Below are 12723 nucleotides of genomic sequence, written 5' to 3' on the forward strand. Positions count from 1 at the left end.
AAAAGTGCGACGCGGTTTTCCGCCCGGAAATGCGCAAAATCAAAGAATTAGAGCAGCCCGCGCTTTGCGAGGTTGCTCATCAGCGCCGAAATACCAAAGGTCCAAGGCGGACATTCGGTCGAAAGGCGCACGGTGTTGACGAGCGCGCCGAGGCCTGCTGAGGAAATCTCGACGACATCGCCGATCTTGTGGGTGAAGCCTTGGTTCGGCGCGTCGCGGTCCTGCGTCGGCGCAAACAGCGTGCCGAGGAAAAGCATGAAACCATCGGGATACTGATGATGGGCGCCGACCGTCTGCTTGACGAGATCGGTCGGGTCGCGGCTGATCTTTGACATCGAACTCTTGCCGTGCAGTACGAATCCGTCCTGGCCGGTGACTTTCAGGTCGAGTTCGGCCTTGCGTACGTCATCCAGGCTGTAACCGGCATCGAACACGCGGATGAAAGGACCGATCGAGCAGGAGGCGTTGTTGTCCTTGGCCTTGCCGAGCAGCAGTGCCGAGCGGCCTTCGACGTCGCGCAAGTTGACGTCGTTGCCGAGGGCCGCACCCTTGATCTCGCCGCGGCTGTTGACCGCAAGCACGATTTCCGGCTCGGGGTTGTTCCAGGTCGAGATCGGATGCAGGCCGACATCCGCACCCCAACCAACGGAGGAAAGCACCGGCGACTTGGTGAAGACTTCGGCATCCGGCCCGATACCGACCTCGAGATATTGCGACCACATGCCCTCGTCGATCAGCGCCTGCTTGACCTTGGCAGCCTCCGGTGAACCGGCCTTGAGATTGGTGAGGCTGCCGCCGATCAGAGTGCTGACTCGCTCGCGGATCGAGGCGGCACGTTCCGGATTGCCGGCCGCCTTCTCCTCGATGACGCGCTCGATCATCGACTGCGCAAAGGTAACGCCGCAGGCCTTGACTGCCTGCAGGTCGACGGGCGCAAGGAGATAAGGGCGCCTTTGATCCGGAGCTCCGGTACTGTTGGCGGCAATGTCCGCCAGCGAGCCAACCGCCTTACCAATTGCTGCGCGGACGAAGGCGGCGGCATCCTGCCGCTCGAGCAGGACGCTCAGCGTCGGCGCCTCTCGCGACGTAATGTCGAGAAGCACGCCTTCGCGCAACGTCACTATGCTCGGTCCCTTCGCTTCGGGATTCCAGATGCGACCGACAAAAAGACCATCCGAGGCGGCGACATCGAGAAGAGCTTGAGACATGGTGATCTTCCATCAAGGCGAGCGAGAAGAGCTCTTTTAAAAATTGCGGGGTGTTGCCGCCCTCCGACCCGGCGACGACCAAAATCGATCACATTCGTGAAGATGGGGCAAGATGCGCGGGGGAAAAAGACCTTTGCCTGATCGGCTCAAGCGGCGGACTTCCTCGGGAATCCAATTGCAAAAGCCCGCAAAATAACTATTTAGATACAAAATAACTGTTATATTTCAAATATTTAAATACAGGCCGCGACGATTTTGCCCGCTATCTCGCCTTGACAGGAGCCGGCTTTCGTTATCTGTTTTGCGCGACATGGAGGAGGCTGGCGTCAGCCGGCCACACGAAAATCCGAGGAGGATATTGCAGCGATGTTGAGATTTGCCGTCGTCGGAATCGACCATGGGCATACGTTTGATCACGTGAAGGGATTGCTTGCTTCAGGCGGCGAATTCGTCGGCTATTGCCCGCAGACCTCGGTGCCGGCACTGCGCGAGGCCTTTGAGAAGACCTATCCTGACGCGCCGCAGATTGACCGGGAAAAGCTGTTCGACGATCCGTCGATCGACGTCATCTGCATTTCCGCAATCCCCCGCGATCGTGCCGGACTTGCCATTCGCGCGATGAGATCGGGCAAAGACGTGATGACTGACAAGCCTGGCGTGACGACCTTCGCCCAGCTCGAGGACGTCAGGCGCACCGTTGCCGAGACCGGCAAGATCTTCTCGATCTGCTTTTCCGAGCGCCACTGCGTGCGCTCCGCCGTCAAGGCCGGCAAGCTCGTCGCCGAAGGCGCGATCGGCAAAGTGATCCAGACGCTCGGCGTCGGTCCACACCGGCTGCAACTGCCGACCCGGCCGGATTGGTTCTTCGATCCCGAGGCCTTCGGCGGCATCATCGTCGATATCGCTTCACACCAGGTCGACCAGTTTCTGTTCTATACTGGCTCGAGCACAGGCGAGGTCATCGCAAGCTCGATCGGCAATTTCGGCATGCCTGACAAGCCCGCCTTTCAGGATTTCGGCGAGGTGCTTCTGCGCTCCGACAAGGCGGCGGGTTATGTCCGTGTCGACTGGTTCACGCCGGAGGCGCTGCCGACCTGGGGTGACGGGCGCCTGACCATTCTCGGCACCGAAGGTTATATCGAGCTGCGCAAATATATCGATATTGCCGGCCGGCCGGGCAAGGATCATCTCTTCCTGGTCAACGGCAAGGAAATGACCCATATCGATTGCAGCGGCGAAAACCTCGATTATTTCGACGCTTTCACCGCCGACGTTGGCAACCGCACGCAGACGGCGATGACCCAGGATCACGTTTTTGAAGTCTGCCGACTTTCGCTCGAAGCCCAGGCGAAAGCCGCGCGCATCGGCGCTCGCTGAGGAGGATATCATGACCAGGAAATTGCGCGTCGGCGTCATCGGCGCAGGCATCGCTGCGCGGCATCTGGCCGGCTTCGGCTGGAACAAGGAGCTTTTCGAGGTTCCTGCGCTCTGCTCGCTCGACGAGGAACGCGGCAAGGCGCTGTGCGAGGAATATGGCATTGGCGAATATACGCAGGATGCGGATTCGCTGTTTGCCCGTGACGATCTCGACATCATCGACATTTCGACACCGCCGAGCTCGCATTTCGAACTTTGCCGCAAGGGCATCGAATCCGGCAAGCATGTGATCTGCGAGAAGCCGCTCTTCGGCTCGATCGCCGAGGTTGACGAGATGGGGCGCATCCTCGATCGTTACCCCGGCAGGAAGCTGATGCCGATCTTTCAGTATCGCTACGGCTCCGGCCTGCAGAAGCTCAAGCTGCTGATCGAGCGCGGCCTGGCCGGTAAGCCGTTCCTGACAACGATCGAAACCCATTGGTGGCGCGGTCCGGACTATTATGCCGTGCCGTGGCGCGGCAAATGGGCGAGCGAACTGGGCGGCGGCCTTCTCGGCCACGCCATCCACGCTCATGACATGCTGAACTATGTACATGGCCCCTGCGCCGAGGTGTTTTCCTATGGGGCGACGCTGGTTAATCCGATCGAGGTCGAGGATACGGCTGCCCTTTCGGTGAGGATGCAAAATGGCTCGCTGGCGACGCTGTCGATGACACTGGGTTCGCGCAAGGAGATCTCGCGGTTGCGCTTCTGCTTCAACGATCTCGTCGCCGAAAGCATCATCGAACCCTATACGATGGGCCGTGACCCGTGGACGTTCGTCGCCGGGACAGAGGAACATCAGGCCCGGATCGACGAAGTGCTCGCCGCCTATGTGCCTGGCGAGGATGGCTACACCCGTCAGTTCGAGCTCTTCCACAAGGCGATCGTAGAGGATGCCGACCCACCGGTGACGCTGCAGGATGCCCGCAATTCGCTGGAACTGGTAACGGCCGCTTATTTCTCGCAGCGAACCGGACAACCGACGCCGATGCCGATCGCCGCCGATCATCCGCTCTATCGCTCCTGGCTTCCGGCCGGGGAATGGCGTGTTGCGGCCACCGTCTGAACCGGGAAGGGCTTTCCCATGCTGAAATCCTTCGAGCATGTCGGCATGACGGTCAGCGACATGGACCGCACCGTCGACTTCTACTGTGGCCTGCTCGGACTCAGCCTCGTGCTACGCAAGACGATGGCGAATGGCATGCAGGTAGCGTTCCTCGATGCAGGCGGCGGCATGCTGGAGGTCTTTGCGCCGCCCGGCGGCGCGTCGAGGGCGGTCGACGTGGCTGAAGATACAGCCGGCGTCCGCCACCTCACCTTTCATTTCGACAGTGTCGACGAGGCCTTTGCCCGCCTTGAACAAGCGGGCGTCGAGATCAAGGAGCGGCCGCGCTTTGCCGTCCACTCCGAGATGCTGAACAAGATCGCCTTCGTTCGCGATCCCGACGGCATCATCGTCGAGCTTGCCGAACGCTCTCAGAGCCGCCAGGGCTGACACAGGTACTGCCGATCGCTTCGCTGCGGGCGGCCAGACCGTCCCGCAGCAGATCGATCAGGCGCCGGACGAGTTTTGCCGCCATGCAAGGCTCTCCTCAGCTCGCCAGCTTGGCGCTGATATAGTTGCGCCAGCCGCCAAGCGCGGTGATTTCCTCGGCACCTTTCACGGCATGGGCCTCGCAGACGAAGCCGGAGACGCTGGAACCGTCTTCGAGCGTCAGCTTACCGATGCCGAGGGGTGCCGGAATCTTCTGGACGAACCTGCCGAAAGCATCGGCCGGCAGTGCCCAGACCTCGACCTCCAGCCCCTGACCCTTGTGGCCGGGTTCGCGCAGCAGTCCCGGTTTCGGCGGCGTGGTATTGGGCAAGACGAAGAGGCGATAGTCGCCTGATGTGCGGCAGGTCTTGACCAGACGCCCGCCGGCGCCTGCCAGTTCGTGATTGAGCGGCATGCCGGTCAGATGCGCACCGACGACCGCGATTTCGATGAAACCGTCATCGCCAGGCATAACACGGCTTGCTTCGGGGATCGCAGCCTGCCGGTCGATGCCCATGCCGGAGCTTGCTGCGCGGTGCAGCGCATCGGCAAGCGGCGCCAGCGCGTCGTCGGTGAAGGCAGGTGCAATGACGGTCACGCCGCCCGGCAGCCCACCTTTGCCGAAGCCGGCCGGAACGGCGATCGCTGCGCAATCGAGCAGGTTGACGAAATTGGTGTAGCGACCGAGGCGGCCGTTGAGCACGACGGGATTGGCCAGCATGTCCGCCACGGTGTAGGTGGTCGGTGCGGTCGGCAGCAGAAGCACGTCGGCCTTTTCCCATTCGGCCTCGGTCTTGCGACGCAACTCTTCCAGCCGGTATCGGCCGTTGAAAGCCTCGACCGCGGTCTTGCCCTTGGCGCCTTCGATAATCCCTCTGACCGTCGGGTCGAAATCGGCCGCGTTCGTGGCGAGGAAGGTCTCGACGGCCGCCAGACGTTCGGCGACCCACGGCCCGTCATAGAGAAGGGCGGCGGCCTCGCGGAATGGCGCGTAATCGAAAGGCACGATGGTCGCGCCGAGCGCTCTGGCCCGCTCGATCGCCTGATCGTAGAGCGCCTCCATCTCCTTGTCGCCGAAGAACTCCCGCTCGGCGTCGGTCAGAACGCCGATGCGCAAGCCCGACACAGGCAGGTTCGCTGGCCTGGCGCGACGCGAGAAAGCATCGGCTGCATCGAAGCCTTCGGCGACCTTGCGGATCGCAACACCGTCAGAGACGGTCGCAGCAAAAATCGTGATGCAGTCGACGCTCTTGCAGGCCGGTACCGCGCCAGTATTCGGCAGGAGACCCGGCGTCGGCTTGATGCCGACCAGATTGTTGAAGGCAGCCGGCACCCGGCCGGAGCCTGCCGTATCGGTGCCGAGTGCGAAGGCCGCAAGGCCGGAGGCCACCGTGACCGCCGATCCGGAACTCGAACCGCCTGAGATATAGGCCGCATCGAAGACCGAACGCGGCGCGCCATAGGGCGAGCGCGTGCCGTTGAGGCCGGTCGCGAACTGGTCGAGATTTGTCTTGCCGATGATGATGGCACCGGCTGCCTTCAGCCGGGCAACAACCGTGGAATCGATTTCCGGCCGATACGCGTAGGCCGGGCAGGCGGCAGTTGTCGGCAGGCCGGCGGCATCGATATTGTCTTTGACGGCAAAGGGAATGCCCCAGAGCGGCAGACTGTTTGCCTCAGGCGCGCGTGCCATCAACGCTTTGGCAGCAGTGCGCAGTTCCTCATCCGGCACCGGGGTGATGAAGATTGCCGCATCTCTAGAGGCGGCACGGCGCGAGATCACCTCTTCGATGGCATCGAGCGGTGTCAGGCCGGATTGATAGGCGGCGCGAAGACTTGAGAGATCGAGGATGGTCGGCAGCATGTCAGCATTCCTCCAGAACGACGATGATATCGCCGGCTTTGACGTTTCTTCCCGGCCCGGCGCGCAGATCGCGGACGCGGCCTGCCGCATGGGCGGTGACGTTGATTTCCATCTTCATCGATTCGATGATGGCAAGTGTATCGCCGGCCGCAACCGGGGCGCCCGGCTCGACCAGCAATTTCCAGATATTGCCGGGCACGGCGCTGGCAACACCGAAGCAGCCGTCGGGAATATCCCCATCCGGACTTTCGCCCGTGCCTTCATCGGTGACGAAGCTGTCGAGCCCGGCTTCCTTCCAGCGCTGGCGTTCGGCATCGAAGGCAGCCTGCTGCGTTGCCTTGAAACGGCCGATCGACGCCGCGTTAGCCTGCAATTCCCTCTCATAGGTGGCATAGGAGAATTCAGTCTCCTCGATCTTGATCGGATAGCCGCCATGCGGGAAGCCGGCGCGCGCCTCCGTCAATTCCTGATTGCTGACCGGGAAGAAACGGATCTGGTCGAAAAAGTTCAGCAGCCAGGGCTTGCCCCTGGCAAAGGCCGGCGTCTCCCGCCATGTGTTCCAGACCTGGATGGTGCGGCCGAAGAGCTGGTAGCCGCCCGGTCCTTCCATGCCGTAGATGCACATATAGGCGCCGCCAATGCCGACGGCATTTTCCGGCGTCCAGGTGCGGGCGGGATTATACTTCGTCGTCACGAGGCGGTGGCGTGGATCGGTCGGGGTCGCAACCGGCGCGCCGAGATAAACGTCGCCGAGACCGAGCACCAGATAGCTTGCATCAAAGACAATATCGCGGACGGCCTGTTCGTCGGAAAGACCGTTGATGCGGCGGATAAACTCGATGTTCGACGGGCACCAGGGCGCGTTCGGGCGCACGAGCTCCTGATATTTGCGCATCGCAAGTTCCGCATCCGGATCGCTCCAGGAGAGCGGCAGATGCACGATGCGGCTCGGCACCGTGACGTCCTGGGCTGCCGGCAGCGTGGCCTCGATCTCGGAGAGCAGCCCCAGCAGGCGCCGGCGCGTCAGCTGCGTGCCGTCATAATGGATCTGCAGCGAGCGGATACCGGGGGTGAGGTCGATGACGCCGGGGAGGCGGGCCTCGACGACCGCCTGCATCAGCAGATGCACCCGCAGCCGCAGCGCGATATCGAGCGTCATCGGCCCATATTCGACGAGCAGATTGTCGTCGCCCTGGCGGCGATAAACGACAGACACCGGGCCATCCTCGCTGATGCCGAGGATCGGCGAACCTGTTTCTTCCGAGGGCGGCCGCACCGCCGGGCCAGCGATCGGGTCTTCCTGCCGCGCCACCGCATGAAAACGGATACGGTCGCCGGGCTTGAACTGGCCCATCTTCCACTGCTCGTCGCGGGCAATCACCGCCGGGCAGACGAAGCCGCCAAGGCTCGGGCCGTCAGGGCCGAGAATGATCGGCATGTCGCCGGTAAAATCGATCGCCCCGATCGCATAGGCGTTGTCGTGCAGGTTGGAGGGGTGCAGCCCCGCCTCACCGCCGTCGCTACGTGCCCATTGCGGGGCTGGGCCGATCAGGCGCACCCCGGTGCGGGCGCTGTTGAAATGCACCTCGTAGGCCGTCGAAAACAGCGTCTCGATGTCGCTGTCCTGAAAGAAATCGGGAGCTCCGTGCGGACCGTAGACGACGCCGACCTCCCATTCGCGCGTCAATGCCGCCGCCTCCGCCGCGGGTCTCGCCGGTTCGGCCGGCACCTGCCGGGCAAAATGCAGCACGTGCCCTGTCTTCAGTGTGCCGGTGGCGTTGCCGCCGAATTGGCCAAGGCCGAAGGTCGCGCGCGAGCCGAGCACAACGGGAGCGGCAAAACCGCCGGCGACGGCGAGATAGGCGCGTTGCCCTGGTCCTTCGATCGCACCGACCGACAGAACCTGACCCGCACGGATTGTCACCGGGGCGTCATGCGGCAGTTTTACGCCGTCGCATGTCATTGGCATCCGCGCGCCGGCGAGCGCAATCGTCTGGTCGGCATAAAACCGCAATGTCGGACCGGAAACGGTCAACTCCAGCGCAGCCGTCACATCGGCATTGCCGACCAGCCGGTTTGCATGACGGAAGGAGCGTTCGTCCATCGGCCCGCTCGGCGGCACACCGACATGCCAAAGGCCGAGCCGGCCCGGCAGTTCCTGGATGCTTGACTGCGCCCCGGGCGCGAGAACCTCGACGACATCGGGAACGAAGGCGAACTCGCGTAGCGCCGTTGTCTTAACCTTGGCGCTGGCAAGCAGTTCGGAAGCAGCGATCGCCCTGAGATAATCGAGATTGGTCTCGATGCCCGATATCGATGTTTCGGCGAGTGCTGCCTTCAGCTTCTCGATCGCCGCCGGTCGGTCTTCCGCCGCCACGATCAGCTTGGCAAGCATCGGGTCGTAGAAGGGCGTGACCTCGGTTCCCGTCTCGATCCAGCCGTCGACGCGGGCGCTGTCGGGAAAAATGACTTCGGTCAAAAGGCCGGCACTCGGGCGAAAATCGGCATGCGGCATCTCGGCATAGATCCGCATCTCGATCGCCGCACCCTTCGGCGTCAGGCCTCTGGCGCCCGAGAGCACATCCTCGCCTGCCGCCTGCCGGATCATCCATTCGACGAGGTCGACACCGAAGACGGCTTCGGTGACGGGATGCTCGACCTGAAGGCGGGTATTGACCTCGAGGAAATAGAATTCCTGGCGCTGGGGATCATAGATGAATTTGACAGTGCCGGCCGATTCATAGGAGACCGAACTTCCCAAGTCGACCGCCGCCTTGTGCAGCCGCGCCCTTGTCTCCGCAGAAAGGCCAGGCGCAGGCGTCTCCTCGACGACCTTCTGGTTCCGCCGCTGCAGCGAGCAGTCGCGTTCGCCGAGCGCGATCACGCCGCCCTTGCCGTCACCGAAGATCTGCACCTCGACATGGCGTGCTTCGGCAACGAAACGCTCGATGTAGACGCGCGCATCGCCGAAGCTGGCGCGCGCGGTCCGCTGCACGCTTTCGAAGGAAGCCTTGAGGCCGGCGGCATCGGCGCAGAGTTGCATGCCGATACCGCCGCCGCCGGCTGTGCTTTTCAACATGACGGGATAACCGACGGTCTCGGCAGCCGAAAGCGCCTCGTCGACGCTCTGCAAGAGATCGGTGCCGGGCAGCAGTGGCACGCCGCTCGCTTTCGCCAATTCGCGCGCCGTATGCTTCAGGCCGAAGGCCGACAGATGCTCTGGGCGCGGGCCGATGAAGGCGATGCCTTCAGCGGCGAGCCGCTCGGCAAAGCCGATATTCTCCGAGAGGAAGCCGTAGCCTGGGTGCACGGCCTCAGCGCCCGTCGCCTTGCAGGCGGCAATAACGGCATCGACGTCAAGATAGCTTTCGGCAGCAGGCGCCGGGCCGAGGCGGACGGCCTCATCAGCGGTCAGCGCCGGCTTCGAGAATCGATCGGCATCGGAATAGACGGCAACTGAGGCAATGCCCATCCTCTTCAATGTGTGGATGACGCGGACGGCGATTTCGCCGCGATTGGCGATAAGAACCTTGGTGAACATCGATCAGTCCTCGCCGTCCCAGATCAGCACCCGGATCGGCGTCGGATCGAAACCGTTGCAGGGATTGTTGATCTGCGGGCAGTTGGAGATGACGCAGAGCACGTCCATCTCCGCCACCAGTTCGACATAGTCGCCAGGCGCGGAAATGCCGTCGACGATGGTCATCTCGCCGTTCGGCTTGATCGGCACGTTCATGAAGAAATTGATGTTCGGCACGATGTCGCGCTTGCTCATGCCGTGTTTGGTCACCTCGATCACGAAATTGTCGCGGCAGGCATGCAGGTATTTGGTGCCGTGGCCAAAGCGCACCGTGTTGCTCTCGCAGGAGCAGGCGCCGGCTGATGTATCGTGGCGGCCGCAGCTATCGGCCGTCATGACCAGCATGACGTTGCCTTCGTTCGAGATGATCTTCGTGCCGGCGCCGATATAGGCGCCACCTTGCGCCCGCATCGTATCCTGGCTGGAATAACGCTCGGCAAAGTCATCGGCACGATAAAACAGCGTATCGATTGCCTGTTGGCCGTAGCTGTCCTCGATGCGGATGGTCTGACCCTTGCGCACGATGCCGGACCACGGCGCTTCGGCCGGGATGAAATGTTCCTGCACGGCGTTTTCGAGGCTGCGCGAAGCTGAAGTCTTGATGAAATCGGTCATCGTCATCCTCCCTCAGGCCAGCATCGAGGCGTTGTTCTCGAAGCCGCGAAGGGCTTCGACGGTTGCCGTGCGCGCGAGATCGTCGACTGCGGGTGCGGGCGCGCGAAAGCGCGTGACGATCGCCGGCTTCGGCGCATAGACCGGGTCGGGATCGAGCGGATGCGGGCAATTGGAAAGGCCGACGATCATGTCCATTTCGGCGCGCAGCTCGGCATAATCGCCGCTGTTGGAGAGTTTGCCGCGCCAGTGGAAGCCACCGTCATCGTCGACGCGGACGGGGGCGAAGAGATTGAGAATCCCAGGAATGTCGCGCCTGGCAAGACCAAGCTTGCCGGCGACGAGCACGAGATTGTCGCGGGTGTTGCGGGTCTTGACGCCAGGATATTTTGCGGCGTTCGAAGCTGCCGTCGAACCACCCATCAGGCAGTCATGGGCGCCGGAACTGTCCTCGATCAACGAAAACATCACCCGGCCCATGTCTGAGAAGATGACGCGGCCCTTGCCGAGGGCGGTCGTCCACTGAACCTTGACCGTATCGACGAGATTGAGCCGTTCGCTCGTATCAGTGGCGTTCCAGGCAACGAGCGCCACGGTCGATCCGCCTTCGCCCTGATCAATGCGGAGCGCCTCGCCGCGCTTCAGCGCGGTCGACCAGTACCAGCCGCCGGGGATGGTTTCCTGATGGATGATCGCAGCCGCATCGATTGCGGCGGCGGGCAGGGGGCTCGGCGCCGGCAAGGCCTTTGGCGCGAATTCGAGCCCCTTCTTCTGATGTTCCTCATAACGCTGCCGGTTGGCGGCGATCTCTTCGGGCGAACGTCTGACATGCATCATGGTTTTTCTCCTGACGGACTGGAAGCCGGGTCGTCCCGGCGAAGGCCCAGAGAAATGACCGGGCCGTCCCGGTCGGGGCTGAAGACGGAGGGCGCGCCGGCAAGCCTGGGCGGCCAGATGGAAATGTCCTTGGTGATCGTCGCGCCGTAGCGCTCCTTTTCCTCCGGGCGGTCACGCCGACGCTCGAAGGCGACGACGCGCGTCGCCAGCGTGAAGGCCTCGCGCATGTCGTGCGTCACCATGACCACGGTCATCTGCGTTTCGTGCCAGAGCCGCTTCATCAATGTGTGGATTTCGGCGCGGATGCCGGGGTCGAGCGCGCCGAAGGGCTCATCGAGCAGCAGCACCTTCGGCTTCATGATCAGCGCCTGCGCCAGTGCCAGGCGCTGCTGCATGCCACCGGAAAGTTGCGCCGGATATTTGTCCTCGGCGCCGGAAAGGCCGACTTCGGCAATCAGCCGCCGGGCTTCGTCGACGGCGTTGCGACGGGCAGCGCCGAAAAGCTTGGCTTTATAGCGAGACCCTGAGAGTTCGCGCCCAAGCAGCACATTGCCGAGCACGGTCAGATGCGGGAACACGGAGTAGCGCTGGAAGACGACGCCGCGATCCGGCCCTGGCTCCTGCGGCAGCACTTCGCCGTCGAGCAGGATCGTGCCCCGCGTCGGCCGCTCCTGGCCGAGCAGCATGCGCAAAAACGTCGACTTGCCGCAGCCCGACGGGCCGACAAGGGCGACGAAGGCGCGCGCGGCGACAGCCAGCGACACATCTTCGAGGACGATCTGGTCGCCATACTCTTTCCAGACCTTTTCGATCACCAGTTCGCTCATGCCTGCTTCTCCAGCTCCGACCAGGGGAAGATGGCGATGCGGAGGCGATCGAGGATATAATTCATGATCACGGCGAGCAGCGTGATCCAGACGACATAGGGAAAGATGACGTCCATCGACAGATAGCGGCGGACGAGGAAGATGCGGTAGCCGAGACCGGAATCCGACGAGATCGCTTCGGCCGCGATCAGGAACAGCCAGGCAGGACCGAGTTGAAGCCTGAGGCAGGTGATCAGCCGCGGCAGGATCTGCGGCAGCACGACACGAAGGCCGATCTGCCAGGAGGAGCCGCCGAGCGTTTCAGCCTTGACGATCTGCTCACGCGGCAGCTCCAGCGCCTTCAGCGCAAGGTCGCGGATCATCGTTGGCGCAACGCCGATGACGATGAGCGCGATCTTCGAGGCTTCGCCAAGCCCCATGGCGATGAACAGGATCGGCAGCAGCGCCAGCGGCGGCACCATTGAGATAACGGCGACGAAAGGGGAGAGCAGCGCCCTCATATAAGGCAGCATGCCGATCAGCATGCCGATGACGAGCGCGGTGATCGTGGAGATGCCAAGGCCGGCAAGCAGGCGCACCAGGCTCGCTCCGGTATCGGACCAGAGCAGGTATTCGCCGGTGCGCGGATCGGCGATGAAGGCCAGGCGATCGATCGCATCGACAAAACCGGCAAGACCGGGCAGCAGCTTGTCATTGGCATTTTCCGCCAATCGTGCCACCGAGCCGAAAGTGTAGGCAACGATCAGCAGCACGAAGGGCAGCAGCGTCAAGGCAAGCTGCGCGCCCCGGCTCGGCCTTGTGTTGATCCAGCGCATGAGGAAAGCTCCGCTGATGAAGGTCGG

Annotated in this window: 10 protein-coding genes; 3 read left to right on the forward strand and 7 right to left on the reverse strand. The window is 62.8% G+C overall.

Annotated features, from left to right (window positions below; genetic code table 11):
- Positions 1-47: 47 nt before the first annotated feature.
- A complete protein-coding gene (locus tag U5G49_RS34375; RefSeq protein ID WP_193445126.1) occupies positions 48-1208 on the reverse strand; it encodes a fumarylacetoacetate hydrolase family protein in 1161 nt (386 codons plus the stop codon).
- Between the two features lie 366 nt (positions 1209-1574).
- Between U5G49_RS34375 and U5G49_RS34380 the strand changes: the two genes are divergently transcribed.
- From U5G49_RS34380 to U5G49_RS34390, 3 genes are read left to right on the forward strand one after another with little or no spacing between them, the layout of a single operon-like run.
- Positions 1575-2585, forward strand: a complete 1011-nt coding sequence (locus U5G49_RS34380; protein WP_193445125.1) for a Gfo/Idh/MocA family protein — start codon at positions 1575-1577, stop codon at positions 2583-2585.
- A 10-nt stretch (positions 2586-2595) separates the two neighbouring features.
- A complete protein-coding gene (locus U5G49_RS34385; RefSeq protein WP_193445124.1) occupies positions 2596-3693 on the forward strand; it encodes a Gfo/Idh/MocA family protein in 1098 nt (365 codons plus the stop codon).
- Positions 3694-3711: 18 nt separating this feature from the next.
- Positions 3712-4122, forward strand: a complete 411-nt coding sequence (locus U5G49_RS34390) for a VOC family protein (protein ID WP_115157743.1) — start codon at positions 3712-3714, stop codon at positions 4120-4122.
- Between the two features lie 97 nt (positions 4123-4219).
- Here U5G49_RS34390 and atzF read toward each other — a convergent pair whose 3' ends face one another.
- The 6 genes from atzF to U5G49_RS34420 are packed head-to-tail and all read right to left on the reverse strand — an operon-like array spanning position 4220 to position 12696.
- Positions 4220-6025: an allophanate hydrolase gene (gene atzF / locus U5G49_RS34395; RefSeq protein ID WP_193445123.1), complete on the reverse strand. Its 1806-nt coding sequence runs from the start codon at positions 6023-6025 to the stop codon at positions 4220-4222.
- Position 6026: 1 nt separating this feature from the next.
- Positions 6027-9566 (reverse strand): urea carboxylase, encoded by a 3540-nt coding sequence (uca, locus tag U5G49_RS34400; RefSeq protein ID WP_193445122.1) that lies wholly within the window; start codon positions 9564-9566, stop codon positions 6027-6029.
- Positions 9567-9569: 3 nt separating this feature from the next.
- Positions 9570-10220: an urea amidolyase associated protein UAAP2 gene (locus U5G49_RS34405; protein WP_193445121.1), complete on the reverse strand. Its 651-nt coding sequence runs from the start codon at positions 10218-10220 to the stop codon at positions 9570-9572.
- 12 nt (positions 10221-10232) lie between these two features.
- Complete coding sequence (locus U5G49_RS34410; protein ID WP_193445120.1) at positions 10233-11054, reverse strand: urea amidolyase associated protein UAAP1; 822 nt, start codon at positions 11052-11054, stop codon at positions 10233-10235.
- Positions 11051-11881 carry an ABC transporter ATP-binding protein gene (locus tag U5G49_RS34415; protein WP_193445119.1) on the reverse strand — a complete coding sequence of 277 codons (831 nt, stop codon included), beginning with the start codon at positions 11879-11881 and terminating at the stop codon, positions 11051-11053. The genes U5G49_RS34410 and U5G49_RS34415 overlap by 4 nt, the downstream gene beginning before the upstream one ends.
- Positions 11878-12696 (reverse strand): ABC transporter permease, encoded by an 819-nt coding sequence (locus tag U5G49_RS34420; RefSeq protein WP_193445118.1) that lies wholly within the window; start codon positions 12694-12696, stop codon positions 11878-11880. The genes U5G49_RS34415 and U5G49_RS34420 overlap by 4 nt, the downstream gene beginning before the upstream one ends.
- Positions 12697-12723 lie beyond the last annotated feature (27 nt).

It is taken from the genome of Rhizobium indigoferae, from assembly GCF_034554815.1.
In the GTDB taxonomy this organism is placed as follows: Bacteria; Pseudomonadota; Alphaproteobacteria; order Rhizobiales; family Rhizobiaceae; genus Rhizobium; species Rhizobium leguminosarum.